Below are 26,012 nucleotides of genomic sequence, written 5' to 3'. Positions count from 1 at the left end.
ATCTGCAGCACACCCGAACACCGGTCAACAACGCCGCGTCGCGACGGCAACCCTTCGTCCTTGGCAAAATAAGGAAGTGTCTGAATGTCCATCCGCATCGCAATTTCCGTTCTCGCCCTGGCCCTTCTGCCTTTGGCCGGCCCGACGTCGGCGCAGGCCGAGGACAGCGCCGACAAAGCCAAGGCGGTGAAGGACGAGGGCGGCAAATATTTGGATGCGGATGGAAACCCAACCTTCAAGATCGAGAACGGAACCGTGGATTGGTATACGTTCAGCGGCTATCGCCGCTATCACTCGGACTGCCATGTCTGCCACGGACAGGACGGGATGGGTTCGACCTATGCCCCGGCCCTGGCGAACAGCCTTAAAACGATCGACTACCCTACCTTCCTCTCGATCGTCGCCCAGGGCCGCAAGAACACCGCCAACGGCAAGGAGAATGTCATGCCGGCCTTTGGCGACAACAAGAACGTCTATTGCTACCTGGATGACCTCTACGTCTATCTGCGCGCCCGCGCCGACGGCGCCGCGCCGCGCGGCAGGCCGCCCAAGCACGAGGACAAACCCCAAGCGGCCAAGGATGCCGAAAAATCCTGCATGGGGGGATGACGTGACAGGCCGGGTTGCATCGAAGCCACGTTTCGTTCTGCCCATGCTCGGCGCGCTCGCCTTGCTGCCATCGGCTGCCTGGGCGCAAGGCGCCGGCCTCGGCGCCGCGGGAGAGCTGGTCGATCCCGACATTCTGCGCGTCTGCGCAGATCCTTCCAACATGCCCTTCACCGACCAGAACGGCCAGGGATTCGAAAACAAGCTGGCCGAGCTGGTCGCCAGGAAGACGGGGCGCAAGTCAGTCGCCTACACCTGGTTTCCGACCGTGATCGGCTTCGTGCGCAACACGCTTGCCGCCAACCGATGCGACGTCATCATGGGCTACGCTCAGGGCGATGAGCTGGTGCAGAACACCAATGCCTATTATCGCTCTTCCTATGTGCTTGTGCATCCCAAGGGCGACGGCCTCGAAGGTGTCGAGACGATCGAGGATCCGAAACTCACCGGCAAGCGGATCGGCGTCGTCGAACGCACGCCGCCGACCGCCAACATGGCCGCCAACAAGCTTTTGCGGACGGCAAAGATCTACCCGCTGGCCGTCGACACGCGCGTCACGCCGTCGATGGGAGAGGTCATGATCAAGGACATGCTCGCCGGCAAGATCGACGCGGCGATCCTGTGGGGGCCGATGGCGGGCTACTATGTCAGGCAGCTCGGCGCGAATGTCGCGATCGTTCCGCTGGTCAAGGAAAAGACCGGTTCGCGCATGTCCTACCGCATCACCATGGGAGTGCGTCCATCCGACCAGGAATGGAAGCGTACCCTCAACAAGGTGATCCGTGAGAACCAGGCGGAGATCAACAAGCTGCTGCTCGACTACAACGTGCCGCTGATCGATGAGCATGACAACCCGATCACGGCGACGCCGGGGTAACCTCGATGGGAGCGAGAACGGCAGAGGCGATGGAGGGAAGGAACCGATCTTCGATGCGGATAGTTTCTTTTAGTTGTTTGAGAACCCGGTGTTTCATTTGTCCATTTGTGAAGTGATGGACGAGCCATTGCACCCGCCCGCAATGGCGCCAACGACATGACCGGCCCATTCGGGCTGGCAGAAGAGGAGAATGCGATGAAGAAGAGCTGGAAGAAACCGACCATGTGCCAGGTCGCTGCGGGCTTCGAAATTTCGCGGTATCTGCCTGCTGAAATTCCTCCCAGGAAGTAGGCCGCAAGGGTGCATGTCCCTGGCAGCAGGGGCATGCACCCCGCCTCACGTGAGGGCTTTGCAGCGGGAAACACGGATACGAAGCTGCCTGCCGCCGACAAGCCGGTCGGATGGGCCGCGGAGCGGGCATTTGGCATGCGCGTGAAGATCATCGGATCGGCGGCGGGAGGCGGCTTTCCGCAATRGAACTGCAATTACCGCCTGAGCCGCGCGGCCCGCGCCGGCATGCCTGGCGTGCATTCGCGTACCCAATCGTCCATCGCCGCCTCGGCGGACGGGAAAGGCTGGGTTCTCTTCAACGCATCGCCCGACATCCGTCAGCAGATTGCGCAAGCGCCCGAGTTGCAGCCCGCGGCGGACGCACCGCTGCGTTCGACGCCTATCCGCGCGGTGGTGCTGACCAATGCCGACGTGGACCATGTCGCGGGCCTGCTCAGCCTTCGTGAGCGACAGCCTTTCGCGATCTATGCGAGCGCGCAGGTGCTGGCGACGCTTGAGGCCAATTCGATCTTCAATGTTCTCGATCCGTCGATCGTGCCTCGGCGCCTCTTGGCGCCGATGGAGGAAGTGGCGATCCGCGGCGCGGACGGCCACCCGACCGGCGTGGTCGTCGGCAGCTTTCCGGTGCCAGGCAAGGTCGCGCTCTATCTCGAGCAAGGAGGCGATCCCGGCGCCGACTTCAGCTCCGACACGGGCGACACGATCGGCGTCCGCATCAGCGGGGCCGACGGTCGCGGCGCCGTGTTCTATGTTCCGGGCTGCGCGCGCATCGACGCCGCGCTGCGCATGCGCCTGGCGGACGCCGCCTGCCTTCTGTTCGACGGCACCGTCTACACGGACGACGAGATGATCACCGCCCGTGTCGGCCAGAAAACCGGCGCGCGCATGGGGCACATCGCAATGTCGGGAGAAGCGGGTTCGATCGCCGGCCTGGCCGATGTGAAGATCGGTCGCCGCATCTTCATCCATATCAACAACACCAATCCTGTTCTGGACGAGAATTCCGCCGAACACGCGGCGGTCAAGGCGGCTGGCTGGGAAGTCGCCGCCGACGGCATGGAGATGGAATTTTGAGCGATTTCCACGACCCGGCCCGAGGCGGCCTCTCCAAGAGCGGGCTCGAAGCCGTGCTGCGGCAGGTGGGCGACGAGCGCTACCACAACCGCCATCCTTTCCATCACAGGATGACCAGCGGCGCCCTGTCGAAAATCGAAATGCAGGCCTGGGCGCTGAACCGCTATTGCTACCAGGCCGTCATTCCGCGCAAGGACGCCATGATCCTGGCACATGCCGAGGATCCGGCGTTCCGCGCCGCCTGGCGCAAGCGCATCGAGGATCATGACGGCGAGGACGGCTGGAGCGGCGGCATCGCGCGCTGGCTGCATCTGGCGACTTCGCTCGGCCTTGATGCCGAAGCGGTCAAAAGCGAAAGGCTGGCGCTGCCGGCGACCCGCTTCGCCGTCGGCGCCTATCTTTCCTTCTGCACGAACCGGACGCTGCTCGAGTCGGTCGCATCGTCGCTGACCGAGATGTTCTCGCCAACCATCATCGGCGAGCGGGTGCCGGCGATGCTGGCGAAATACGATTACATCACCGAGGACACGCTGGCTTATTTCAGCCGGCGACCCGAACAGGCATCACGCGACGCCGACTTCGCCCTCGCCTATGTTCTCGCTCATGCCGACACGGCTGAACGCCAGCAGCAGGCGATCGATGCGCTGGTGTTCAAATGCGATATACTCTGGGCCATGCTCGATGCGCTCCAGCATGCCTATGGCGCGCCGGGAAACATACCGCCCGGCGCCTTCCGCCCGGAGGCGGCCTTATGACAGCACAGCGCGAAAGAGCCATCGTATCGCCGCGGTCGGTGCCATCGCTGCCCAGGCATGTGCGCATACAGCACGACCCCGTGCGGCAGGCCTTCGCCGTGCTTTCGCCGGAGAAGGTGTTCTGGCCGAACGAGATCAGCCTCGACATTCTGCGCCGCTGCGACGGCCGGTCCAGCGTCGAGCGCATCATCGCCGATCTTGCGGCCGACTATGACGCGGATCCGCAGGACGTGGCGGCCGACGTCGTCGCCTTCCTGCAGGAATGGTCGGACAAGCTCCTGGTGAAGCTATGAGCGAGCCCACTCTGCCTCCGATCGGCATGCTGGCGGAGCTGACGCATCGCTGCCCGCTGCAGTGTCCCTATTGCTCCAACCCGCTCGAACTGTTGAAGGCCAACCGCGAATTGGACACGCAGACCTGGCTCGATCTCTTCTCGCAGGCCGCCGATCTCGGTGTCCTGCAGGTGCATCTTTCCGGCGGCGAACCGACGCTGCGCCGCGACCTCGAGCAATTGATCGCCGGGCTTTCGGCGCGCGGCGTCTACACCAACCTCATCACCGCCGGCGTCGGCATTGCCGAGGGCCGCATCGAGGCCTTCGCCGAAGCCGGTCTCGACCACCTGCAACTGAGTTTCCAGGGCGCCCGTCCGACGACCACCGACCGTATCGGCAACAACCGTGGCAGCCACGAGAAGAAGCTGGAGACGGCGCACCGCGCCCGCGCGGCCGGGTTGCCCCTCACCATCAACGCGCCGGTCCATCGGCACAACATCGAGGAAGTACCGGAATTCATCGATCTGGCCCTCTCCTTGGGTGCGGAGCGGCTCGAGATTGCGAACGTCCAATATGCCGGTTGGGCGCTGGCCAACCGCGACAGGCTGATGCCCGACCTGGCAGCGGTCAACCGCCAGTCGGACATCGTCGCGGCGGCGCGCGAAAGGCTCGCCGGCATCATGACCATCGATTTCGTCACGCCGGATTATTTCGCCATCTATCCCAAGCCATGCATGGGCGGCTGGGCGCGCGACGCCTTCATGGTGGCCCCCGACGGCACCGTGTTGCCGTGCCATGCCGCCCAGACGATCCCCTCGCTGCGCTTCGAGCGCTTTGGAGACCGCAGCCTCGCCGAAATCTGGGCCGATTCACCGGCCTTCAACGCCTTCCGCGGCACCGACTGGATGCGCGAGCCGTGCCGAAGCTGCGAGCGCCGCGAGATCGATTGGGGCGGCTGCAGGTGTCAGGCGATGGCGATTGCCGGCGATGCCGCCGCAACGGATCCAGCCTGCATCAAGTCGCCGATCCACAATCGAATGGCGATACTGACCGACGCTGCGGAGGCGGAGGCAGCGCCGGAGGGAAATGAAAGCTTCATTTTCCGGCGGATCGGCTCGCCACAACGCGACCCGACACGCGCTCTTGAGCCTGCCCGCCGATGACGGCCGCGGCGGGTCTAAGCGCCGCTCAGGCCCGCAACCGCCGCCAGATCGATCTCGGTGATGTGCCAGCGTCCGAGGTTCGCAGTATAGAGCTTGTCGCCCTTGAACGCGATGTTGGTGGGATGCGCCAGCGTCGTCGCCGCCGGATCCTCGATCAGCACTTCGAGACCGCTGTCCTTTCGCCAGCGATAGATGCGGCTCGGCTCGTAGCATGAGATGAGCAGCGAGCCGTCGGAAGCGAAGGCGAGCCCGTCCGGAACATTGCGCACGTCTTCGACGACCACCTGCCGGGCCCCTGCCGCACCATCGGCGAGGATCGGCACATAGCTGATGCAGGGCGCATCGCTCTCGACAACATAGAGCCCGTTGCCGTCCGGCGCCATGGCCATGCCGTTGGCGAAGGACATCGCTTCCCGGCACCATAGGCCGCCCTCVCCCGTTTTGAGATCGTAGCGGAAGATGCCCGAGCGTTTGTTCTCTCCGACGCTGTCCGACACGTAGAGCCAGCCTCGCGCCTCGTCGATGACCGGATAGTTCGGCACGCGGATGCCGGATGAAGCGAAGCGCTCCATGTGACCCGTCGCGGCATCCCGGCGGAAGATCGCGGCATGCTTGAGATCGCAGGCAAAGCAATTGCCGGCGCTGTCGAAGGCGATGCCGAGAAGGAAGCCGTCGGTGCCGCCCATGCGCTCGACCGAACCGCCATCTGCCGCCAGCCGCAGGAGATCGCCGGTTTCGGTGCCGCACCAGATCGATCCGTCGCGGTGGACTGCCACGCCCTCCGGATGCGCCACCCGCGGATTGGTGAAGATGCCGTCGAAGAAGACGCGGGCGGCGGACATGTCGAGCAATGGTTTTGCCATGAAACGCTCCTCAGCTTGCGGCAGTCAACCTTTGCGCGGCGATGCAGCGCTCGACCATGGCGCGGTCGGCCGCGAGTATCTCGGCGATGAGCGCGCCGCGCTCCTTGGCGCTGACGAATTCCAAACGACGCAGGCCAAGCGGGTCGATGCGGTTCCGCAGCACCCACAGCGTCTTCTCGGAAGGCGTCGCCACCTCGCGGCAGTCGGCATCGAATGTCACCTCGAACCCTGTGGCTTCACGGATCTGCTGCCGGGTGACGCCCGGCATGGTTTCGATGACGATCAACTCCCTGGATGTCTGGTCGAGCCGGAAGATGCAGAGATCGGTGAAGACCAGCGCCTTGCCGGTTCGGTAGCCCATCGGCTCGCGTTCGGCCGGCGTCAGCAGGCCGCGGGCGGAACTTGCGATCTCGACCTCTTGCACAAGAGACTGGACCGAATGGCGCGGGACATAGAGCAGGTAGTCGCGATGCATGTTGGCTACGTCGGCCATGCCGCCCTGCCCCGGCAGCCGGATGAGGCCGCCGCTCGGCTTGCGCAACGCGATGGTGTTGACGCGGCCGTGCCGGTCGACCTGCGCGGCGCCGACGATCTCGTGCGTCACCGCGCCGGCCTGGTAGTAGGCCGAATAGGTGTCGTCGCCGCCGGCATGCGCCACCGCCGTCTCGCAATCGAGGCTCTCGATCAGCGACAGCACCATCGGGCTCGGCGCGATGTCGAGGTGGCCGCAGCTCATCGTCGCGATGATCATGTCCGGCGCGTGCGTCGCCTTGGCCAGCCGGTAGGCGACATTGGCGAGCGGCGACACCGCCCCGGCGCTGGCGAAGCTCTCATTGTCGAGCTCGGCGGCGATCCGCGCGGCGATGATCTCGTCGACGGATGCTTCCCTTTCGCCCTGCACCGATGCGGGCATCGCGAGGACTGTTTCGGCGCTGACTTTGGCCGCCTTTTCAACCAGCTCCGGCAGGCCATCCGCTGGCACGCGGAGCTTCTCCGACAAAGCCGCGTCCTTGGTCGCGAACGCCTCCGACAACGCCTGATAATCGGTGACGTAGAACGGCAGGCACGATGCCGGGTAGGCGCCGCCCGGGGCCAGCGCTATCGCCGAAACCTGGTTGCGGGTAAGCACGCTCTGGCGGCCATCCCGCCGCAGCGACCCGACCGGCACGACCTCTTCGACCGTGACCAGCACTTTCGGCGCCGCGCCCGCCATGGCGAAGTCCAGCGCCCGCGGCCCGATGATCTCGACATTGCCGCTTTCGTCGGCGCGCTGGGCGTGGACGATGAAGGCGTCGAGCCTGAGCGGCGGGACAAACCCGGTATCGGTCCCGGCGAGCGGATCGGGCCTGGCGACCGCGCCCGGCACACGCGCCAGCATGTCGGACCCTTGAGGAAGCTGGAACTGCATCGAGGGCAAGTTCTGCTGGGCCGCCCGCAGCGCCTGGATCATGGCCAGTGCCGTCCAATCACGAACCGGGATCGCGCCGCTCTCGGCGGCCGTACGGAACTTCGGCGGYAGCCCGAAGACATCCAGGCTGGAAAAGCAGAGGTCGATTTCCGCCACCGCGCCCGCCTCGAGCAGCAGTTCGAGCGGCAGGCCGCCAGCCCAGGAGACGTAGCGCAAATCTTTCACGCCGGACCCGGCGATCGCGCGCAGCAAGGCGATCGGCAGCCGGGCGAAGTGATGGCCGCCGACGCCGAAAGCATCGCCGTCGCAGACCATCGCCGCCAGCCCCTCGATATCGGTGAAGCGGGGCCGGTTCGGCTTGACCAGGGAAACTGAACTGCGATCTGTCACAGCGCCGATGCCTCGATACGGTAGCGGGTCACGAACGGTTTCTCGGGCGAGAAATCCAGCGCCGTCGCTATGCCGGATTGCGCGATCGGATTGTCGGCCAGCGCGGTCGCCGGACCGAGCCCAAAGGGCGAGCAGATCGGCTCGATGCCGATCGCGACATGGCGCCCCTGCCAGGGCGCCGCCTTGCGGCCGCGGTTGGAGTACCAGAGCAGAAGGCTCGGGAAGTGCTCCTTCTCCCAGGAAAGCTGCACCCGGTAACCGTCCTCATGGTTGACGAGCGCCGCGATACCGTCGACGCCTTCGATCTGCAGCAACTCCTCCGTGGCGGCAGCCAGGGGTAAACGGGAGGCGTCGATCGTGTTCCCGGTGCGCGCCGGCACCGATGTCAATTCGAAAAAGGTTTTATTCCTGGCAAACAAAGCCGCGCCGGGCTCGACATCATGCGGATAGGTGCGGCCTTCATCGAAGCCATCAAGCTCGAGCGTGGCGGCGCCCGTCTCGAACGGCAGCCGGAACACCGGATGCAGGCCGATCGGCAGGCGGCAGGCACGGCGAACGAATACCCGGAACGCAATATCGATTGCCGGCGCCGACGGATCGGGCGTCACCGTCCGCTCGACACGCTCGACCGGGCTTGTCTCAGGATAGGCAAGCGCCAGCGACAGYGATCCGCTCCCACTGGCGCGCCAGGTCCAGTCATGGTTGGAGCTATGGCCATGAACTTCCTCGTCCGGCGCAGGTGGCCCCATCACACGCGCCCATTCCTCCGGCCACCCGTCGGCAGACACCGAATAGCCGAAGGGCACGCAGGGCCATTCGCCGCGCAGTTTGCGCAGTATACCTGGCAGCGTTTCCGACTCCGGCTCGTTCGCCCAGGGTGCGATATGCATCGGCGAGACTTGCCGGCCATCGGCCAGTACGAATGTGACCGGCGCCAGCATCGCGCCGAGCCGCTGCACGGTCAGCGCGCCATGCGCCCAGCCGAGGCCGCGATGGTCGTCGCCACTCATGAGCCGGCCTTCTTCACGGCGCTCCTCTCGGCAAACTCCTTGACGCGCCGCTGGCCGGTCTCGCTGCGGTAGAGCCCGCCCAATATGTTGCGCTCCATCGCGAGGCCCTCACCCAGATCGCCAGACACGGCATGCGCCGTCAGGGCTTTCAGGCCTTCGATCGCGGCGGCGGGTTCGGCGGCGATCATCCCTGCCAGTTCCAGCGCGCGCGGCATCAGCCTTTCGACATCGACGATCTCGTTGACCAGGCCGGCGCCGACGAATTCGGAGGCCGGCACGATGGCGCCGGTCATCAGCAGCAGATTGGCGCGGTTGCGGCCGAGCTTGGCGACGCTGCGCTGCGTACCGCCGCCACCGGGAATCAGCCCGAGCTTGATCTCCGGCAAGCCGAGTTTCGCATACTGGTTGGCGATGACGATGTCGCAGCACAGCACCAGCTCCATGCCGCCGCCCAGCGMGAAGCCGTTGACCGCCGCGATCACCGGCTTTCGGTTGTCCTCGATCGCCGCGTACATGCGCGTGCCGGCAGCCTGGAACGTGTCGAACTCGGCCGCGGTCTGCGCGGCATATTCCTTGATGTCGGCGCCGGCCATGAAGCCGCGCCCCTCGCCGGTCACCACGATCGCGCCGATGCCCGCGTCGGAGGACAGCGCTTCGAATGCCTCGTTGATCTCGCCTTGCATCTGCCGGTTCATGGCGTTGAGTTGATCGGCGCGCCGGAAAGTCACGACCGCGACGCGATCGTGGGTTTCGACCGTAAGCGTCTGGTAGGTGCCCATCATCAGGCCGCGTCCACGGTCATATCGCCGGACGCCTCGAGCGCCGCGATCTCGTCCTTCGACAGRCCGAACTCAGCCAGGATCTCGCGCCCATGCTGGCCGACCAAGGGCGCCGGCCGCTCGATGGTCGCGGGCGTCTCGCTCATCTTGACGGCTGGCGCCACCACCCGCACCTTGCCGCCGCGCGGATGCTCGTAGCTGGTGATCATGCCCATATGCGTGACCTGCGGGTCCTCAGCCGCGCGACGGATGTCCTTCACCTCGGCGCACCAGATGTCGGCCTTGAGAAGCCGCGCCAGCAATTCCTGCGTGGCGAATTTCTTCGTCTCGGCGTTGACTTTCTCGAACACCTCGTCGCGCTTGTCGAACAAGGTCTTGAGGTTGTCATAGACGGCCAGCTGCGGCGCTTCCAGCACCTCGTAGAGCGTCTTGAACGGGCTCATGGCGATGGAGACGTAACCGCCGTCCTTCGTCTCGTAGATGCCGAACGGCGCCTGCATGCCGGGATGGCCGATGCCGGAATTCGGCCGAACGAAATCCTCGCCGAGATTGAGCACGGCGACATATTCCTGGTTGAGATGCGCGAGCAGCCCGGCCAGCAGGTTGACCTCGATTTTCTGCCCCTTGCCGGTCCTCTCGCGATAGTAGAGCGCCGAGAGGATGCCGTAGACCATGTTCATGGCGCCGATCTGGTCGGCGAGCCCGGCGCCGGCCGGAACCGGAGCCTGATCGCCGCGACCGGTGTTGGCGATCAGCCCGGCCAGTCCCTGGATCAGCATGTCCTGCCCGGGGCGCTCGACGTAAGGCCCCTCCTCGCCATAGCCCGAACCCGAGCAGTAGATGATGCGCGGATTGACGGCCTTGAAGTCCTCATAGCCGTAGCCGAGCTTGGCGAGCACGCCGGGACGGAAATTCTGCACCACGACGTCGGCGCTTTTCGCCATCTCCATGATGATGGCATGCACCTTGCGGCTCTTCAGGTTGAGCGCGATCGAGCGCTTGTTGCGGTTCCAGGCGAGGAAGTTCGGGCTCTCTGAGCCGCCCACCCATTTGGCGAAAAAAGTCATGCCGCGGAACATGTCGCCGGCGCCGGCGCGCTCGATCTTGATGACGTCGGCGCCCATGTCGCCGAGCAGCTGCGTGGCGAACGGTCCCTGCAGCAGATGGCTGAAGTCGAGGATGCGGACGCCTTCGAGGGCCTTGTTCATGTCATGTCTCGTTTCGTGTTCAAAGCAATTCGGGAACGTAGCGGGGCGCCGCCGTCAGCCCGCCGTCGACGCGCAGGTCCGTGCCGGTGGTGAAGCCGGCCGCATCGGAAGCCAGATAGACGGCGGCCTCGGCCACTTCGGAGGGCTCGCCGATGCGGCCGAGCGGATGCATCTTGACCCAGGCCTTGGCGAGGCTGCCGCCGATCTCCTTGATCAGCCTGTCGTTCATCGGCGTGTTGATGGTGCCCGGCGAGATCGAGTTGACGCGGATGTTCATCGGGCCGAACTCGACCGCCATCTGGCGCGTCATTGCCATCACCGCGCCCTTGGCGCCGGCATAGGCGGTCCAGCCGTCGAGGCCGATATGGCCCTGCGCCGAGGCCATGTTGATGATCGAGCCTGACTTCTGCGCGATCATGTGCGGCAGCGCGTATTTGCAGCCGCGAAACACGCTGGTCAGGTTGACCGCGATCAGCCTGTGCCATTGCTCGTCGGTCATCTCGTGCACCGGCATGCCGCCGATGGCGATGGCGGCGTTGTTGACCAGGATATCGAGATGTCCGGTCTTCTTCACCGCGCTGTCGATCAGGCCGGCGACATCGGCCTCCTGCGAAACGTCGCAATGGACATAGTCGGCGCGGCGGCCGGCCGCGCGAAGTGCTGCGGCGAACGTCTCGCCGGTCTCATCGGCGATATCGCCGAGGAAGACATGCGCCCCTTCCCGCGCCATCGCCTCGGCGATCGCGTGGCCGATGCCGTCGGCGGCGCCGGTGATGACGGCGGTTTTTCCTTCAAGACGAGCCATGTCAGCCTCCATTCGCGCGCCGGCGCTTCGCCTCGTCGAAGGCGACCGCGGCGATGATGATCATGCCGGTGATGACCAGCTGCCATTCGGTCGGCAGGCCGAGCCCGCGCAGGCCGTTGGACAGGAACTGCAGGATCAGCACGCCGAGCGCCATGCCGGTCAGGCTGCCGATGCCGCCGGCAAGGCTGACGCCGCCGAGCACGGTCGCGGCAACGACCTGGAATTCGAAATTGAGCCCCGCCGTATGCTGCGCCGAGCCGACGCGCGCCGCTAGGATGATGCCGGCGACCGTCGCCAGCAGCGCGCTGATGATGAAGCAGACGAACTTGACGCGCCGCACGTCGTAGCCGGCCAGCCGCGCTACTTCCTGGTTGCCGCCGACGGCATAGATCTGCCGCCCGAACGGCCGGTGCTGCATCATGTAGCCGAAGGCGGCAAGCAGCACGATGGCTATCACCGCCGAATAGGGGATGATGTTGAACAGGCGCCCGTCGGAGAGCGCGATGAAGCTATCGAGGCTGGCGTCGTCGGGGATCGCGCGCTGGCCGGTGTAGAGATAGACGCCGCCGCGCATGATGAACATGGTGCCGAGCGTCACGATCAGCGAGTTGATGCCGGCATAGGCGACGAGATAGCCGTTCACCACCCCAATGATCAGGCCGAACAGCAGCGCGCCGCTGACGCCGAGCAGCAGCGAATTGGTATCGTTCATGATGATGATCAGCGGCAGCGCGATGGTCGCCAGCAGCGAACCGATCGAGATGTCGACCTCGCCGGAAATGAAGACGATGGCGCAGCCGATGCCGGCGGTGAGCGCCAGCGAGGCCTGCCCGAGCACGTTGGTCATGTTGCGCACGGAGAAGAAATTCTCGACGGTGACGGAAAAGAACGCCAGCACCAGGATCAAGCAGACGAGCAGCGCGAGCTCCTGCCGGGCAAAGAGCCGCGCCAGCAGGGATGGCGGGGCTTTTGCGGACGCCGTGCTTGCAAGGCTCATCGCTTGCCTCCTTCGAGGGGATGGCGCGCATCGCAAGGAATGCCGAGACGATGTGTCATGGTTCTATCCGATCGCCGCATTGAGGATCTTCTCCTGCGTGGCTTCCTCGCGCGGCATGATCGCGGTCAGACGGCCTTCGCACATCACCGCGATCCGGTCGGCGAGGCCGAGCAGTTCCGGCATCTCCGACGTCATCATGACGACCGCCAGGCCCTCGCCGGCCAGCCGGTCGATCAGCGCGAAGATCTCCGATTTGGCGCCGACATCGATGCCGCGCGTCGGCTCGTCGACGACGATGACCTTCAGGCCGAGCATCAGCCAGCGCGAGATCAGCACCTTCTGCTGGTTGCCGCCCGACAGGTTCTTGATCTGCTGGAACAGGCTAGGCGTCTTGATGCGGAAGCGGTCGACATAGTCCTGCACCGCCTGATGCTCTTTCGCCTTGTCGACGAAGCCCAACCGGGCGAACGCGCCGAGCGACGCGAGGCTGGCGTTCTGGTAGACGGGCAGTTCGCCCATCAGGCCTTCGCTCTTGCGGTCCTCGGTGAGCAGGCCGATGCCGAGCCGCACACCGGTGCGCGTGTCGTGCGGCGCCAGCCGCTGACCGTCGACCGTGACCGTGCCCGAAATGATCGGATCGTAGCCGACGATCGCCTTGGCGAGCTCGGTCCGGCCGGCGCCCATCAAGCCGAAGAAGCCGAGCACCTCGCCGGCGCGTGCCTCGAAGGACACGTCGGTCAGCTTCTTCGCCGTGCTGAGGTTTTCAACCGACAGCGCCACTTTGCTGCCTGCCGCGCCTCGCTGGCGGGGAAAGAGGTTGTCGATCCGACGGCCGATCATGTCCTGGATCAGCGTATCGTTGGTGTGCTCGCCGATCGGTTTGGTCGAGATGTGGCGTCCATCGCGCAGCACCGTCACCGTGTCGGCGATCTCGAACACCTCGTCGAGCTTGTGGCTGACATAGACCACGGCGATGCCGAGCGCCGCCAGGCGGCGGATGACTGTGAACAGCAGCGAGACTTCATTCGGCGTCAGCGAGGATGTCGGTTCGTCCATCACCACCACGCGCGCCTCGTGGGCGAGCGCGCGGGCGATCTCGACCATCTGCTGCTGGCTGACCGGCAGCGATCCCGTCCGCGCCGCCGGATCGACGTTGAAGCCGATGCGGTTGAACAGTGCTGCCGAGTCCGCGCGGATCTTCTTCCAGTCGATCGAGCCCGTCCTGCCGGTCGGATAGCCTTCGAGGAAGATGTTTTCAGCGACGGTGAATTCGGAGATCAACGCGATCTCCTGGAACACGACCTTGATGCCTTCCTTCAGGCTGTCGCGCGGCGACTTGATGTCGACCTCGCGCCCGCGCATGCGGATGGTGCCGGCGTCCTTGCCGTAGACGCCGGCCATGATCTTGATCAGCGTCGACTTGCCGGCGCCGTTCTCACCCATCAGGGCGTGGATCTTGCCGGGCTCCAGGGTGAGATCGACATTGTCCAGCGCCACCACGCCCGGAAACCGCTTGCCGATGCCGCGCATTTCCAGCGCCGACACATTCGTGTCGATGGCCGCGCCCTCGCCGGGATGAAGGAAATCAACGGACATTGGCTTTGTTCCGGATGATGTCGAGATAGGTCGCCAGGATGATGACGATGCCCGGCACCACCATCTGCAGGTCCTGGTTCCAGCCGAGGATGATGATGCCGTTGTCGATCACCTTCAGCACCAGCACGCCGAGCAGCGTGCCGAACAGCGAGCCGCGGCCGCCGAGCAGGCTGGTGCCGCCGAGGATGACGGCGGCGATCACCGTCAGCTCGAAGCCGCGCCCGGCGGTCGGCTGGCCGGCATTCATCAATGACGACAGGATCATGCCGGCCACGCCCACGCACAGGCCGGTGACGATGAAGGCAAGCAGCTTCAACCGTTCCGAACGCAGGCCGGACAGGCGCACCGCTTTTTCATTGGCGCCGACCGCGTAGAGATAGCGGCCGAGCGTGGTGAAGCGCAGCGTCACATAGGCGACGATGAAGATCAGCGCCGCGATAATGACGGGGACGGGCACGGCGCCGACATAGCCGGCGCCGAGATCGGTGAAGCTTGCCAGCTGATTGTGGTTCTGCACCGCCTCGCGCGTGAACAGATAGACGCCGCCCTGCAGCATCATCATGGTGCCGATGGTGGCGATCAGCGAGTTCACCCTGAGCCTGGTGACGACGAGCCCGTTGAACAGGCCGACGCCGCCGGCAAAGGCAAGTGCGGCCAGCATGCCGAGCGCGAGGCTGTGGGTGGAATTGAGCACCGCCATGCCGATGCAGCCGACAAAGGCAAGCGAGGCGCCGACCGACAGGTCGACCTCCGCCGTGATGATGAGCATGGTCATGCCCGAGGCGACGATCAGCACCAGCGCGCATTGGCGCAGGATGGCGATGATGTTGGCCTCCGAATAGAACTGCGGCGCCGCGATCGAGATGGCGATGCAAAGCACCGCCAGGATGGCGCCCAGCACCAGCTGGCTGCTGCCGAGAAGCTGGCCGCCGATGAAACGCTTCTGCGCGGAAGCGTGTGTAAGCTCGCTCATGTCAGTCCGTTCCCGTCGCTAGAGCATGATGCCGAAAAGTGTGAAGCGGTTTTCGGACGACACCATGCTCTATCTCTTGGACTTAGGGGCGGATTCAGATTTCAGGTCGAACAGACCTGAAATCATCCGGCTCTAAGGTCAGGCGCCGGCTCCATGTMCTTGCCGGCCACCGGCGCCTGGCAGGTAGCCCTTCCCGCGTYGCGGGAAGGGCCGTGCCGATCGACCTATTTCTTCAGGTCGGCCGAGGTCTTCATGCACTTTGCCGGCGGCTGCAGCGCATTGACGGCGTCCCATTTGATGGTGCGGGTCTTGCCGTCATAATCATAGTATTTCTTCCAGTCGTCGCCAGTCATCGGAGCGGTCGGGCTGACGATGTGCTCCGGCACCTGCTCGTTGTTGAACAGCTTGACCGCCGCGTCGATGGTGGTGAAGCCTTCCTTTTCCGGGAACATGGCGGCCTCGATGCGGTAGGACGGCTCGTTCTGCATGGCGTTGATGAAGGCGAGCCCTTCGCCGCCGGTGCCGACCGTCAGCAGGCCGTCCTGCGACTTGCCGGCGGCCTTCCAGGCCTGCAGACCGCCGAGCGAGGAGGAGTCGTTGATGCCRTAGATGATGTTGATGTCGGAATTCTTGGCGAGCGCCGCCGAGGAGACTTCCAGCGCGCGGTCCGGATTGCCGCCGCCGTCGAGGTCATGCACCATGACCGCGTCGGGAATGATGGTCTTCAGCCCATCCATGAAGCCGTGCGAGCGCAGCACCGTCGCCGACAGCAGCGGCAGGCCGACATTCATCACCTTGGCGACGCCGCCGAGCTTTTCCTTGGCATATTTTCCGGCCTCGACGCCGGAGAAGTAGCCGGTGTCGTAGTCGCAGATGGCGACCATCGTGGTCATGCCCTTGACCGGGTTGCCCTCGAGCACCACCGGGATGTTGGCGGCTTTGGCCTGACGCAGCAGCGGCACCACGCCTTCCTCATTCACCGGGGTGATGATGAGCACGTCGACGCCCTTGGCGATGAAGTCTTCGGCCGCGGCGACCTGCTTGGCTATGTCGAGATTGGCGTCCTGCACCTCGACGTCGATCCCGAGTTCCTTGCCGTGCGCCTTCATGCCCTTGATGACGTTCTGGTACCACTCATGCGTGGCGTAATTGGTGACGTAGCCGATGTGCTTGGGCATGTTCTCGGCGCGCGCCGCCGCCGCGCCTATGGCCAGCATGGCCGCGGATGCGAGCAGGATTGATTTGGACCAGTGCATTTTTCTCTCCCAGGTTTTTCGTTTGTCTCAGTCGCTGAACGGGTAGTCCCGCCGTTCCGGGTCGGCACGTGAAGAGCTGTTGGCTTCGCCCCAGCCGAGCGCGGCCGATATCTTCTCGGCGGCGGTCCGGGTTCGTTCGAAGACGGTTTGACGGTCGAAGCGCGCCGCCTTCTGCGGCAGCAGCGGCACCGTGAGCGCGGCGATGACGGCGCCGACATGGTCGCGCACGGGCATGGAGATGTTGGTGCAGCCCTCGACGGCCAGCGACGCGCGCATCTCGTAGCCGAGCCTGGCCACCTCGTTCAGCCGTGCCTCGATTTCCTCGCGCGTCCCCTGCCCTTCGCCTGCGGCGACGATCCGCTCGACGATGCGGTCGCGCTCCGCCCGGTTCGAATGGGCGAGCAGCACCGCGCCGGAACTGGTTTCGAGGATCGGGAAATGCGATCCGAGCGCAACCGAGTAGCGCATCGGCAGCGGCGAATCGATCTGCAGCACCACCAGGGCGTTCTGTCCCTCGCGCACCACCAGGTGACAGCTCTGGTCGGCATTGGCGGTCAATTCGCGCATCACCGGCAGCGCGCATTCGACCAGCCTGTTCACCGGCGGGTGCATATGCGCCAGCTCGAACAGTTTCAGCGACAGCCGGAAGCGGTCCGATTGCGTGCGGAACAGGTAGCCGCGCTTCTCCAGCAAGAGCAGGATGCGGTAGATCTCATGGATGGACCTGCCAAGGCCGGTCGCGATCTCGGTCTGGGTCATCGCATCGGCGCTTGCAGCCATGAACTCCAAGACGTCGAGCGCCTTCTCCACCGCCGGCACGCGATATCCGTTGCGGCCGCTTTCGCTTTCCTCGAGCGTTTCGGCAATACCGGCAGCCATCACGCGACGCTCCGTTCCGGTTGCCTGGTTTCGCGATAGAGGCGGTTGACGTGATCGGCGAGTTCAGCGGCCGAGATGTCGCCGGCAATCGCAGCGGCCGCGCGCGGCGCGCATTCGCGGAAGAAGGCGATGAAACCCGGATGGGTCGGACGCAGATAGGAAGAGCTGATCGTGCGCAACGTCGAGGAGAAGAAATCGCCGGAAAGACGATTGACCTCGGCATCCTTCCACGCCGCCAGCGACCCGGGCTGTCCGCCCGACTTCACATAGTCGCCGCGCTGATAGTCGGGCGAGCATAGAAACAGCGCGTAATCGATCGCCGCCTGCTTGTGCTTCGACTGGGCGCTGACGCCGATGCCGGCGCCGCCGAGCAGCGCGCCGGCCGATCGCGCGGTCGGCACGTCGGCGAAGCGCAGATACGGCCTGTCGGTTTTCGCGGCGTAATTCACATAGCCGAAGGCGAACGGCACATAGACCACGTCGTCATGCGCGATCATATGATCGTAGCAGCGGATCGGATTCCATCCGGATGAGTTCGGGTGCGACAGCGCTGCCAATTCGCGCAATTGCCCGACGGCCTGCTCGACCATGTCCGTCGCGATGAACTGGTCGCCATCTTCCTGCGGATGTCCAAGCGTCAGAAGCAGGCACATCGCGTCCGTCGGCACAAAAGGCAGGCCGAGCCACTTGCCGTCCTTGCGCGCGCGCCGGCCGAGCTCGACGACTTCTTCATGCGTACGCGGCACCGGCCCGTAGCGCACCAGAAGGTCCGGGCGATACGAGGCGACGTGGCAGGCGGCGTCGATCGGCAACGCCCATTGGCGTCCGTTCTTCTCGTAGGACCGCCAGGAGGGACCCACTGAATCCTGTTCGAAGAAACGGACCTGCTCCGCCGACAGATAGGCGTCGAACGGCACCATCAGTCCATCCTGCGCGATGTCGCCGATGAAGGGATGGTCGAACACCACCAGGTCGTATTCGCCGAGCACCGGGCCGAGCGCGCCCTCGCCGAATTCATAGAGGCTGCGGCGGTCCCATTCGATTTCCAGGCCGGGATTGGCGGCGCAATACGGCGCGACGCTGGCGTCCAGCGGACCCCAGCAACGTCGATGATCCCACGCAAGACCGCGCAGTCTTGTCATATCCGGCAATCCCTCCCTGGAACCGGGCCACGTGCCCGGTCCGCAAACCACTAGCAGGTATTTTTACCTGGGCAAATAGTTTTTACATACGCAAACCGCTTCAGGCCAGCCCGAACCGCTCGACGGCCCGCATGATGCCGCGCAGTTCGGCGAGGCCCTTGAGCCGGCCGATCAGCGAGTAGCCGGGATTGATCCTGGTCTTGCCGATGTCGTCGGCGAGCAGATGCCCGTGGTCGGGCCGCATCGGAATGCGCCAGTCGGCGCGGCCTTCCTTGCGGCGACGCGCCTCTTCCTGCATCAGCGCGAGGATGACATGCGCCATGTCGGTACCGCCCTCGAGATGCTCGGCTTCATGGAAGGAGCCGTCATCCTCGATGGTGACATTCCGCAGATGGACGAAATGGATGCGGCTGGCGAACTCCTTGACCATGGCGACGATGTCGTTGTCGGCGCGCGTGCCGTAGGAGCCGGTGCAGAACGTCAGCCCATTGGCTGGGCTGTCGACGGCATCGAGGATGAAGCGCGCATCCTCGGCGGTCGAGACGATGCGCGGCAGGCCGTAGAGCGAGAATGGCGGATCGTCGGGATGGATGCACATGCGCACCCCTTCCTGCTCGGCCACCGGAATGATCTCGCGCAGGAACCAGGCGAGATTCTCGCGCAACTCCTTCGGACCGATTGCGTCATAGTCGGCAAGGGCCTCGCGAAAGCTGTCGCGGTTGTAGGCGCGCTCGGTGGCGGGCAGGCCGGCGATGAGATTGCGCTCGATCCTGTCGATCTTCTCGTCGCTGAGTTCCTTCAGCCGCGCTTCCGCTTCTGCGATGCGGGCGGGCGTGTAGCTGGCCTCGGCATTCCGGCGCTTCAGCACGAACAGATCGTAAGCGGCGAAATCGATGGCGTCGAAGCGAAGCGCATAGCCCGTCGTCGGCAGGCGGTACGCCAGGTCCGTGCGGGTCCAGTCGACCACCGGCATGAAATTGTAGCAGATCGTCGCGATGCCGGCCTTGGCCAGCGCGCGGATCGTGTCCTTGTAGAAGCCGACATAGCGGAGCCGCTCCGGCGAACCGATCTTGATCGAGTTGTGGACCGGAATGCTCTCGACGACCGACCAGGTCAGCCCCGCCGCCTCGATGATGCGCTTGCGCTCCAGGATGTTCTCCAGCGGCCAGACGCGCCCGTCATAGATGTCGTGCAGGGCCGAGACCACGCCGGTCGCGCCCGCCTGCTTGACATGATCGAGGGTGACCGGATCGTCCGGACCGTACCAGCGCCAGGTTTGTTCCATTTGCCGCTTTCCTCCGCGAGAGGTCGGCAACTTATTGTTGGACCACAATGAGAGTCAAATTAAAATTTGACGCTCGTAAGTGGCTACTCACTTGGGTCAAGTCGGGAAAATTCACCGACATCAAACCCAAACTGGTTGTTTTCCTCAAATCATACGATATGTTGGTCCAACAATTAGGAGGATCGATGCCGGAAAATCCCCAGGCTGCACGCGACAATGTCGCCGTCCGCCGCGCTGGCGGCTCCTCCGCGGTCGACACCGCGGCCGGGCGCATCCTCGACCTCATCCGCGCGCGGCAGCTGAATGTCGGCGACGTGCTGCCGACGGAGCGCGAGCTCAGCGAGATCACCGGCGCCAGCCGCAACACGGTGCGCGAGGCGCTGCGTACCATCCGCACCTACGGGCTGATCGAGCCCAAGCCGCGCGTCGGCGCCGTGCTCGCCGACGGGCAGAGCATCGCGATCCAGAATTTCTTCGCCGCGCACATGGATGTCTCGCGCTCCTCTTTCGCCGACATCCAGGGTTTCAGGCGCATCATCGAGGTCGGCATCGGCGACCACATCGTGCTCAACGCCACGAACGAACAGATCGCGGCGCTCGACGAGGTCAACGCCAGGATCGTCGACAGCCGCTCGATCGAGGAAGCCGCTCAGAACGACTTCAATTTCCACAGGGCGCTGATCGGCCTGGCGGGCAACCGCACGCTCATCGACATGTATTCCTTCCTGTCGCCCGTGATCCTGCGGATCATGACCATCGGCAAGGAAATGCGGCCGGTGCTTGCCGACACTCGCGCCGCGCATGGCGAGATCATCGCCGCGCTGCGTGCACGAGACCGACTGGCCTATGCCTATCTCATGAGCCGCCATCTCGATTTCGCCTTGCGCTTCCTGCCGGAAGAGCCGGTGTCCGACAGTGACTGAAGGAGTTCCCGCAATGAAGGATTTTGAAGGCAAGGTCGCGCTGGTGACCGGGACGACCGGGATCGGTCTGGCAACCGCCAGGCGCCTCGCCGCCGGCGGCGCCGCGATCGTCGCCTGCGGCATCGACCGCTCGGCCAATGAAGCGATGAGAGCGGAGCTGGGAAGCTTAGGGGCCGGCGCTCTGGTCGTGGACACAGACGTCTCCGTGCCGGACCAGGTTCGCGACGCCGTCGCGGCTGGCGTGGCGCGCTTCGGCGGCCTCGACGTGATCGTCAATTCGGCCGCGGTCCATCCGTATGGAACCGCGACGACGACCGACTGGGAAATCTGGAACAAGGCGATGACGGTCAATGTCGGTTCGATCTATCTGACCGCCCATTTCGGCATTCCGGAAATGATCAAGCGCGGCGGCGGCGCGATCGTCAACGTCGCCTCGGTGCAGGGCTTCGCCTGCCAGCGGAACGTCGCCGCCTACGCCACCACCAAGGGCGCGATCCACACGCTGACGCGTTCGCTGGCGCTCGACTACGCGGCGGCCGGCATCCGGGTCAATTCGGTCAGCCCGGGCTCGATCCGCACGCCGATCCTGGAGAAAGCCGCGCGCGGCGACAACGGCAGCGATGCCGATGTCGAGGAAGCCTACAGGCGCTTCGGCGCGGCCCATCCGCTCGGCCGCATCGGCGAGCCGGAGGAAGTGGCCGAGCTCATCGCCTTTCTATGCTCGTCCAAGGCCGGCTTCTGCACCGGCGCCGACTATAAGATCGATGGCGGCCTGACCGCCGGCATCGGCGTGAAGTGAAACCATGAAGATCGGTCTTGGCCTCTACCGGGAATCGCTGACGCCCGAGAATTTCCGCTTCGCCCGTCAGGCGGGCGCAACGCATATCGTCGCCCACCTCACCAATTACTTTCGCGGCCGCGATCCTTCCCTGTCGGCCGGCAGCGAGACGGAAGGCTGGGGCGATTGCTCCACCGACGAGCTATGGAACTATGAGGACTTCGCCGGCCTGGTGAAGACCGTGCGCGACAACGGGCTGGAAATCGCCGCGATCGAGAATTTCTCGCCGCGCTTCTGGTCCGATATTCTGCTCGACGGCCCCGATCGGGCGAAGCAGATCGAAGGGCTGAAGCGGCTTATCCGGGATGCCGGGCGCGCCGGCATCCCGTGCATCGGCTACAACTTCTCCATCGCCGGCGTCTGGGGCTGGTCGCGCGGGCCCTTCGCGCGCGGTGACGCGATGTCGGTGGGGCTCGACCTTGCGGCCATCGATCCCGATCTGCCCCTCCCCGACGGCGTGGTCTGGAACATGCGCTACCGCGCGGGCCGACCGGGCGCCGCTCCGGTGACGGTGAGCAGCGACGAGCTCTGGCAACGGCTCGGAGCCTTCCTCCGCGACATCGTTCCGGTGGCTGAGGAAGCCGGCGTGATACTTGCTGCGCACCCCGACGATCCGCCGGCCGAAGCGCTGCGCGGCGCGGCACGGCTCGTCAACCGTCCGGAGAAATACGACCGGCTGATGGACATCGTCGAGTCGCCGTCCAACGGGCTGGAGCTCTGCCTCGGCTCGCTGCAGGAAATGCCGGGCACCGACGAGATCTACGGGCATGTCCGGCGCTTCGCCCGGCGCGGGCGCATCGGCTACATCCATTTCCGCAACGTGCGCGGCAAGGTGCCGAACTACCACGAAACCTTCGTCGACGACGGCGACATCGACATGGCTGAAATCGTCCGCATCCTGCGCGATGAAAACTATGACGGCGTCATCATCCCCGACCATACGCCGGAAATGTCCTGCGATGCGCCCTGGCATGCGGGAAAGGCCTTCGCGCTCGGCTATATGCGCGCGCTGGTGCAGAACGCCGCGGCGCTGGGACCTTCGCAGTCGATTCAATCCACCAGCATCCGGATGCAAGCCTGATGACCAGATCGACACGCCTCTATGCCGACGACGCCGAAATGTACCACCTGTTCGAGGAGGAGCTCTTCGTCGCTGTCGTCGGCGACGTGATGGACACGATCGGGCTACAGCATCAGTTCCTGCCGCCGGTATTCAAACCTGTCGACGAGAAGACGAGACTGCTCGGCCGGGCCATGCCCGTGCTCGAGACCGACATCTTTCCGTCCAACGAACCGACCCACAATCCGCTGATGAGCAAGCCCTTCGGGCTGATGTTCGAGGCGCTGGACGATCTGAAGCCGGGCGAAGTCTACGTCGCAAGCGGCGCCTCGCCCCGCTACGCGCTGTGGGGCGAGCTGATGTCGACGCGTGCGAAGATCCTCGGCGCGCATGGCGCGCTGGTCGACGGCTTCGCCCGCGATACAGATGGCATCAAAGCGCTGGGATTTCCCTGCTTCTGCACCGGCTTTTACGCGCAGGACCAAGGCGTGCGCGGCAAGGTCGTCGACTATCGCTGCGCGCTCGAGATCGGCGGCGTCCGCATAGAGCCCGGAACGCTTCTGTTCGGCGACAAGGAAGGCGTCCTTGTTATCCCAACTGAAGCCGAGGAAGAGGTGGTGCGCCTCGCCCTCGAAAAAGTCCGCGGCGAAAAGCGCGTCGCCAAGGCGATCCGTGACGGAATGAGCGCGGTCGAAGCCTACAAGACCTTCGGCATCATGTGACAGGGCGTGGCAGTCAGTGGTAACCGGATGGTCAGTCGGGCTTGCGCGACAGCACGAGATACATGGCTGCAAGCATCAGGATCAAGGCCAACCAGAACGAGGCGGCCGGCCGTTCGTCGAAGACGGCCAGGCTCCAGAGAATGCCGGCGGCCACGGCCAGATAGTTGAAGATCGAAAAGCGCGCCGGTCCCATCCGAGCGACCAGCTCGAAGAACAGGACGAAGAAGACGGCATTGATCGTCGTGGCGAGAGCGAGCGGCATCAGGGTCCTGCCCGTCCACTCGAAAGGCAACACCGCGCCGCCGAGCGCAAGCATGACGACGCCAGCAACCGCGGCCCCTCCCAGCAGCGTTCCGGCCGCCATCATCAAGGAGGGCGCACCTTCGGGGCGCAGCCATTTGGCGCAATTGTTGGCGGCTGCAAACATCACCGGGGCAATGAGCGCCACCAAAAACCAAACGAAGCCGTCCGGGCCGACAGCGCCCGCATCGGGCAGCACGAGGACAGCCACGCCGGCCACGCCGAGAAGCATACCGGCGAAAGTTCGCCTATCGAAGCGATCGATGCCCGCCAGCGCGCCAATGGCGAGGGTGAATAGCGGAGAAAGGCAGAGCACCAGGGTCAGCACCGAGGCGTCGACATGCGGAGCGGCCGAGACCAGGATACCGATCGGCAGGCCAACCACAAGGCCGCCTATGATGAGGTATGTGCGCACCTGCCCGGCGGTGACGGCGAACCGCCCGCCGGCAACTACCGCCGCCAGGGCCAATATCGCGCCTGCCGCAAGCGACTGGGCGAAAGCGAAACCCACAGGCGGCCATTGCGTTTCGGCGGCCAGCCGGTTGACCGGAAAGATACCGCCATAGATCGCTGCCGCCAGGAGCAGAAGGGCAGCGTCCGTCGATGGCAGGCGGCGGCTCGATACCGGTCGATCATCATGCATGGCAAACCGCCGGCAAGGCGCTCCCTCCGCCAATCAATGGTCTGGAATTCCAGGTTTCTGCCGATTTCGCGCCTGTTGGAATCAAACCGCCCTGAGGGCGGCTGTACGGGCTTCGTCGACTTTGAGCAGGCCAGGCTCGTCGGCAACGGTCAGAACCACCTTGTAGACCGTTTCGGCGTCCTCGCGGCTCAGCCAGCCGCGATTGACGGTCGCCGCGACACGCTTCGGATCGCGCTTCAGCGGATCGCCGTAACCGCCGCCACCGCAGGCGGTGAACTCGATGCGGGCGCCATCCTCGATCRTCTCTTCGCTGAAGGCGGGCAGCACGATCTTCTCGCCGGCCCTGAGCTTGATCGTCTCGCTCTCCTTGCCGTCGCCGCCGCCCAGCACGCCGCGCGGCGGGAAGCTGGTGCCGTCGGCCGCGTAGACGATCGTCATGTCGTGGTCGAGCGGATAGAAGACGCCGCCGGTCGCCGGTGCGCCCTCGAACTCTCCGAAACCTTGCGATCCAGGCAGCACGCCGCGCCGCTCGATGACGATCGGATACATCGACTCGTCGACCTCGACCGAGTCGAGCTGGATCAGGCCGGCATTGGCCGGGCCGCAATAGGTCAGCCAGCCGTCATAGCCATGACGGGCGCCGCCGCCGGCGTAGCCGACGAAGACCTGGTTGACATAGGACTTGCCGTGCTTGAACGGATCCTCGCCCGAGATGACGCCGACGCCGGCCGGCAGGTGCGAGCCGCTCTCCGCCTGGCCGTAAGGCGCGCCCATGCGCGAGAAGACGCAATTGCCGGCAATCATCAGCCGGTCGTTGACATTGGTCGTGGCGACCGAAGTGCCGACCGGATATTTCGGCTTGCCGATGGCGCTGCCTTCGCGCAGCAGCACCTTGATCTGCGACTTCGCGCCCTCATTGTGCGGGATGCTCTCGTCGAGATTGTTGAAGACGCCGATCCGGCAGGAGCCGGTGGCGGTGTTCTCGGACAGATTGAGGCCGCCCGGCACATTGTCGATGTTGTCGCGCACGTCGACGACGATCTCGCCCTTTTCCGGATCGACATTGATCGTCACCTTCACCGGTATGCCTTCGTCGGCGACGCCCGGCACCGGATCATGGCGCGTTTCGTAGCTGTAGCTGCCGGCCGGCAGTTTGGCGATCGCGGCCTTGGCGCAACGCGCGCCGTAATCGAACCAGTCCTCGACGAAGCCGAGGATGGTGTCGCGGCCGTAGCGCGCGAACAGCTCGCCGATACGCCTTTCGCCGGTGCGGCAGGCGCCGATCTGTGCGCGCACGTCACCCAGCCACATGTCCGGCACACGGTTGCGCATCGTGCCGATGCGCAGGATGTCCTTCTTCTCCTCGTAATTCTGCGCGACGCGCACGCAGGGGAAGTGCATGCCTTCCTCGAAGATGTTCTTGGCGAAAGGCAGATAGGTCGACGGCACCGGCGCGCCGGTGTCGGCGTGGTGCGACAGCGCCACGACCCAGAACAGCGGCTCGCCCTCGAAGAACACCGGCATCGCCATGATCAGGTCGGCGTGATGGGTGCCGCCGGTATAGGGGCAGTTGTTGAGGAAGATGTCGCCCTGCGTGATGTCGTCGAACAGGTCGGTCAGCGGCCGCGTCGCCATGTCCATCGACATGACGTGGATCGGCAGCGCGTCCTCGACCGAGACCAGCCGATGATCATAGGTCAGGATGGCGCAGGAGAAGTCGCGCGCGTTCTTGATCACCGCCGAGCGGCTGGCGCGCATGACGACCAGCGTCATCTCGCGAACGATCGCCTCGAAGCGGCTTTTCAGCACCGACATCAGGAAGGGGTCGACACGGCGTTCAGCGACGTCGAGCTCGAGCCTGTTGATGGAGTCCATGGGTCGTTCTCTCACGTGATTG

General features: G+C 64.9%; 25 protein-coding genes. 10 read left to right on the top strand and 15 right to left on the bottom strand.

What is annotated here, in order from left to right:
- Positions 1–84: 84 nt before the first annotated feature.
- The 6 genes from LCM4577_RS16335 to pqqE all read left to right on the top strand — a co-directional run bounded on the left by LCM4577_RS16335 (position 85) and on the right by pqqE (position 5,038).
- Entirely contained in the window at positions 85–609 is a 525-nt protein-coding gene (locus LCM4577_RS16335; RefSeq protein ID WP_082037135.1) for a c-type cytochrome, methanol metabolism-related, read from the top strand.
- Positions 610–652: 43 nt separating this feature from the next.
- The gene (locus LCM4577_RS16330) at positions 653–1,483 is read left to right on the top strand and encodes a substrate-binding domain-containing protein (RefSeq protein ID WP_071030335.1); all 831 of its coding nucleotides are present in this window, start codon (positions 653–655) and stop codon (positions 1,481–1,483) included.
- 426 nt (positions 1,484–1,909) lie between these two features.
- Positions 1,910–2,848 carry a pyrroloquinoline quinone biosynthesis protein PqqB gene (gene pqqB, locus LCM4577_RS16325; RefSeq protein ID WP_071072531.1) on the top strand — a complete coding sequence of 313 codons (939 nt, stop codon included), beginning with the start codon at positions 1,910–1,912 and terminating at the stop codon, positions 2,846–2,848.
- Complete coding sequence (gene pqqC, locus LCM4577_RS16320; RefSeq protein ID WP_071030339.1) at positions 2,845–3,603, top strand: pyrroloquinoline-quinone synthase PqqC; 759 nt, start codon at positions 2,845–2,847, stop codon at positions 3,601–3,603. Before pqqB ends, pqqC begins: the two co-directional genes overlap by 4 nt.
- On the top strand, positions 3,600–3,896 hold the full coding sequence (pqqD, locus tag LCM4577_RS16315) for a pyrroloquinoline quinone biosynthesis peptide chaperone PqqD (RefSeq protein WP_040983845.1): 297 nt from the start codon (positions 3,600–3,602) through the stop codon (positions 3,894–3,896). The genes pqqC and pqqD overlap by 4 nt, the downstream gene beginning before the upstream one ends.
- Positions 3,893–5,038, top strand: a complete 1,146-nt coding sequence (gene pqqE, locus LCM4577_RS16310) for a pyrroloquinoline quinone biosynthesis protein PqqE (protein ID WP_071072219.1) — start codon at positions 3,893–3,895, stop codon at positions 5,036–5,038. Before pqqD ends, pqqE begins: the two co-directional genes overlap by 4 nt.
- A gap of 14 nt (positions 5,039–5,052) precedes the next feature.
- Here pqqE and LCM4577_RS16305 read toward each other — a convergent pair whose 3' ends face one another.
- From LCM4577_RS16305 to uxuA, 13 genes are all read right to left on the bottom strand, one after another.
- The gene (locus LCM4577_RS16305; RefSeq protein ID WP_071072218.1) at positions 5,053–5,901 is read right to left on the bottom strand and encodes an SMP-30/gluconolactonase/LRE family protein; all 849 of its coding nucleotides are present in this window, start codon (positions 5,899–5,901) and stop codon (positions 5,053–5,055) included.
- Positions 5,902–5,911: 10 nt separating this feature from the next.
- The gene (locus LCM4577_RS16300) at positions 5,912–7,699 is read right to left on the bottom strand and encodes a CoA-transferase (protein ID WP_071072216.1); all 1,788 of its coding nucleotides are present in this window, start codon (positions 7,697–7,699) and stop codon (positions 5,912–5,914) included.
- Positions 7,696–8,709, bottom strand: a complete 1,014-nt coding sequence (locus tag LCM4577_RS16295) for a hypothetical protein (protein WP_071072214.1) — start codon at positions 8,707–8,709, stop codon at positions 7,696–7,698. The genes LCM4577_RS16300 and LCM4577_RS16295 overlap by 4 nt, the downstream gene beginning before the upstream one ends.
- Entirely contained in the window at positions 8,706–9,491 is a 786-nt protein-coding gene (locus LCM4577_RS16290) for an enoyl-CoA hydratase/isomerase family protein (RefSeq protein WP_244508341.1), read from the bottom strand. The genes LCM4577_RS16295 and LCM4577_RS16290 overlap by 4 nt, the downstream gene beginning before the upstream one ends.
- Positions 9,491–10,696, bottom strand: coding sequence for a CaiB/BaiF CoA-transferase family protein (locus LCM4577_RS16285; protein WP_041006159.1), 1,206 nt, complete (start codon positions 10,694–10,696; stop codon positions 9,491–9,493). Before LCM4577_RS16285 ends, LCM4577_RS16290 begins: the two co-directional genes overlap by 1 nt.
- Before the next feature lie 19 nt (positions 10,697–10,715).
- Entirely contained in the window at positions 10,716–11,501 is a 786-nt protein-coding gene (locus LCM4577_RS16280; RefSeq protein ID WP_041006407.1) for an SDR family NAD(P)-dependent oxidoreductase, read from the bottom strand.
- A 1-nt stretch (position 11,502) separates the two neighbouring features.
- Positions 11,503–12,498 (bottom strand): ABC transporter permease, encoded by a 996-nt coding sequence (locus LCM4577_RS16275; RefSeq protein WP_040983832.1) that lies wholly within the window; start codon positions 12,496–12,498, stop codon positions 11,503–11,505.
- A gap of 63 nt (positions 12,499–12,561) precedes the next feature.
- Complete coding sequence (locus LCM4577_RS16270; protein ID WP_071072210.1) at positions 12,562–14,094, bottom strand: sugar ABC transporter ATP-binding protein; 1,533 nt, start codon at positions 14,092–14,094, stop codon at positions 12,562–12,564.
- On the bottom strand, positions 14,084–15,067 hold the full coding sequence (locus LCM4577_RS16265) for an ABC transporter permease (protein WP_041006018.1): 984 nt from the start codon (positions 15,065–15,067) through the stop codon (positions 14,084–14,086). The genes LCM4577_RS16270 and LCM4577_RS16265 overlap by 11 nt, the downstream gene beginning before the upstream one ends.
- A gap of 224 nt (positions 15,068–15,291) precedes the next feature.
- Positions 15,292–16,323: a sugar ABC transporter substrate-binding protein gene (locus LCM4577_RS16260; RefSeq protein ID WP_040983828.1), complete on the bottom strand. Its 1,032-nt coding sequence runs from the start codon at positions 16,321–16,323 to the stop codon at positions 15,292–15,294.
- Positions 16,324–16,350: 27 nt separating this feature from the next.
- Entirely contained in the window at positions 16,351–17,202 is an 852-nt protein-coding gene (locus LCM4577_RS16255) for an IclR family transcriptional regulator (protein WP_040983826.1), read from the bottom strand.
- Positions 17,202–18,344: an ABC transporter substrate-binding protein gene (locus tag LCM4577_RS16250; protein ID WP_071072208.1), complete on the bottom strand. Its 1,143-nt coding sequence runs from the start codon at positions 18,342–18,344 to the stop codon at positions 17,202–17,204. Before LCM4577_RS16250 ends, LCM4577_RS16255 begins: the two co-directional genes overlap by 1 nt.
- Before the next feature lie 100 nt (positions 18,345–18,444).
- A complete protein-coding gene (gene uxuA / locus LCM4577_RS16245) occupies positions 18,445–19,629 on the bottom strand; it encodes a mannonate dehydratase (protein ID WP_071072206.1) in 1,185 nt (394 codons plus the stop codon).
- 185 nt (positions 19,630–19,814) lie between these two features.
- Here uxuA and LCM4577_RS16240 point away from each other — a divergent pair, with 185 nt between their 5' ends.
- Genes LCM4577_RS16240 through LCM4577_RS16225 form a run of 4 tightly spaced genes read left to right on the top strand, consistent with a single transcriptional unit; the run spans position 19,815 to position 23,172 of the window.
- Positions 19,815–20,552, top strand: a complete 738-nt coding sequence (locus LCM4577_RS16240; protein ID WP_071072204.1) for a FadR/GntR family transcriptional regulator — start codon at positions 19,815–19,817, stop codon at positions 20,550–20,552.
- A gap of 13 nt (positions 20,553–20,565) precedes the next feature.
- The gene (locus tag LCM4577_RS16235) at positions 20,566–21,351 is read left to right on the top strand and encodes an SDR family NAD(P)-dependent oxidoreductase (protein WP_071072202.1); all 786 of its coding nucleotides are present in this window, start codon (positions 20,566–20,568) and stop codon (positions 21,349–21,351) included.
- A gap of 4 nt (positions 21,352–21,355) precedes the next feature.
- The gene (locus tag LCM4577_RS16230) at positions 21,356–22,471 is read left to right on the top strand and encodes a mannonate dehydratase (protein ID WP_071072200.1); all 1,116 of its coding nucleotides are present in this window, start codon (positions 21,356–21,358) and stop codon (positions 22,469–22,471) included.
- Entirely contained in the window at positions 22,471–23,172 is a 702-nt protein-coding gene (locus tag LCM4577_RS16225) for an RraA family protein (RefSeq protein ID WP_071030371.1), read from the top strand. Before LCM4577_RS16230 ends, LCM4577_RS16225 begins: the two co-directional genes overlap by 1 nt.
- Before the next feature lie 31 nt (positions 23,173–23,203).
- Here the strand turns inward: LCM4577_RS16225 and LCM4577_RS16220 are convergent, their stop codons facing one another.
- Both LCM4577_RS16220 and LCM4577_RS16215 read right to left on the bottom strand, forming a co-directional pair.
- A complete protein-coding gene (locus LCM4577_RS16220) occupies positions 23,204–24,115 on the bottom strand; it encodes a DMT family transporter (RefSeq protein WP_071030372.1) in 912 nt (303 codons plus the stop codon).
- A gap of 81 nt (positions 24,116–24,196) precedes the next feature.
- Positions 24,197–25,990 (bottom strand): hydantoinase B/oxoprolinase family protein, encoded by a 1,794-nt coding sequence (locus LCM4577_RS16215; RefSeq protein ID WP_071072199.1) that lies wholly within the window; start codon positions 25,988–25,990, stop codon positions 24,197–24,199.
- Positions 25,991–26,012: the final 22 nt, after the last annotated feature.

This window comes from Mesorhizobium sp. LCM 4577 (assembly GCF_001854795.2).
Classification (GTDB): Bacteria; Pseudomonadota; Alphaproteobacteria; order Rhizobiales; family Rhizobiaceae; genus Mesorhizobium; species Mesorhizobium plurifarium.
The sequence above is the reverse complement of the archived record's forward strand: the minus strand, read 5'-3'. Positions and strand labels throughout refer to the sequence as shown.

What these genes read in the sequence shown, in the direction of transcription:
- LCM4577_RS16270 (WP_071072210.1), bottom strand. Translation starts at nt 14,094, where the DNA reads ATGTCCGTTGATTTCCTTCATCCCGGCGAGGGCGCGGCCATCGACACG.
- uxuA (WP_071072206.1), bottom strand. Translation starts at nt 19,629, where the DNA reads ATGGAACAAACCTGGCGCTGGTACGGTCCGGACGATCCGGTCACCCTC.
- LCM4577_RS16255 (WP_040983826.1), bottom strand. Translation starts at nt 17,202, where the DNA reads ATGGCTGCCGGTATTGCCGAAACGCTCGAGGAAAGCGAAAGCGGCCGC.
- LCM4577_RS16220 (WP_071030372.1), bottom strand. Translation starts at nt 24,115, where the DNA reads ATGCATGATGATCGACCGGTATCGAGCCGCCGCCTGCCATCGACGGAC.
- LCM4577_RS16250 (WP_071072208.1), bottom strand. Translation starts at nt 18,344, where the DNA reads ATGACAAGACTGCGCGGTCTTGCGTGGGATCATCGACGTTGCTGGGGT.
- LCM4577_RS16330 (WP_071030335.1), top strand. Translation starts at nt 653, where the DNA reads ATGCTCGGCGCGCTCGCCTTGCTGCCATCGGCTGCCTGGGCGCAAGGC.
- pqqE (WP_071072219.1), top strand. Translation starts at nt 3,893, where the DNA reads ATGAGCGAGCCCACTCTGCCTCCGATCGGCATGCTGGCGGAGCTGACG.
- LCM4577_RS16240 (WP_071072204.1), top strand. Translation starts at nt 19,815, where the DNA reads ATGCCGGAAAATCCCCAGGCTGCACGCGACAATGTCGCCGTCCGCCGC.
- LCM4577_RS16335 (WP_082037135.1), top strand. Translation starts at nt 85, where the DNA reads ATGTCCATCCGCATCGCAATTTCCGTTCTCGCCCTGGCCCTTCTGCCT.
- LCM4577_RS16235 (WP_071072202.1), top strand. Translation starts at nt 20,566, where the DNA reads ATGAAGGATTTTGAAGGCAAGGTCGCGCTGGTGACCGGGACGACCGGG.
- LCM4577_RS16225 (WP_071030371.1), top strand. Translation starts at nt 22,471, where the DNA reads ATGACCAGATCGACACGCCTCTATGCCGACGACGCCGAAATGTACCAC.
- pqqD (WP_040983845.1), top strand. Translation starts at nt 3,600, where the DNA reads ATGACAGCACAGCGCGAAAGAGCCATCGTATCGCCGCGGTCGGTGCCA.
- LCM4577_RS16230 (WP_071072200.1), top strand. Translation starts at nt 21,356, where the DNA reads ATGAAGATCGGTCTTGGCCTCTACCGGGAATCGCTGACGCCCGAGAAT.
- LCM4577_RS16275 (WP_040983832.1), bottom strand. Translation starts at nt 12,498, where the DNA reads ATGAGCCTTGCAAGCACGGCGTCCGCAAAAGCCCCGCCATCCCTGCTG.
- LCM4577_RS16280 (WP_041006407.1), bottom strand. Translation starts at nt 11,501, where the DNA reads ATGGCTCGTCTTGAAGGAAAAACCGCCGTCATCACCGGCGCCGCCGAC.
- LCM4577_RS16265 (WP_041006018.1), bottom strand. Translation starts at nt 15,067, where the DNA reads ATGAGCGAGCTTACACACGCTTCCGCGCAGAAGCGTTTCATCGGCGGC.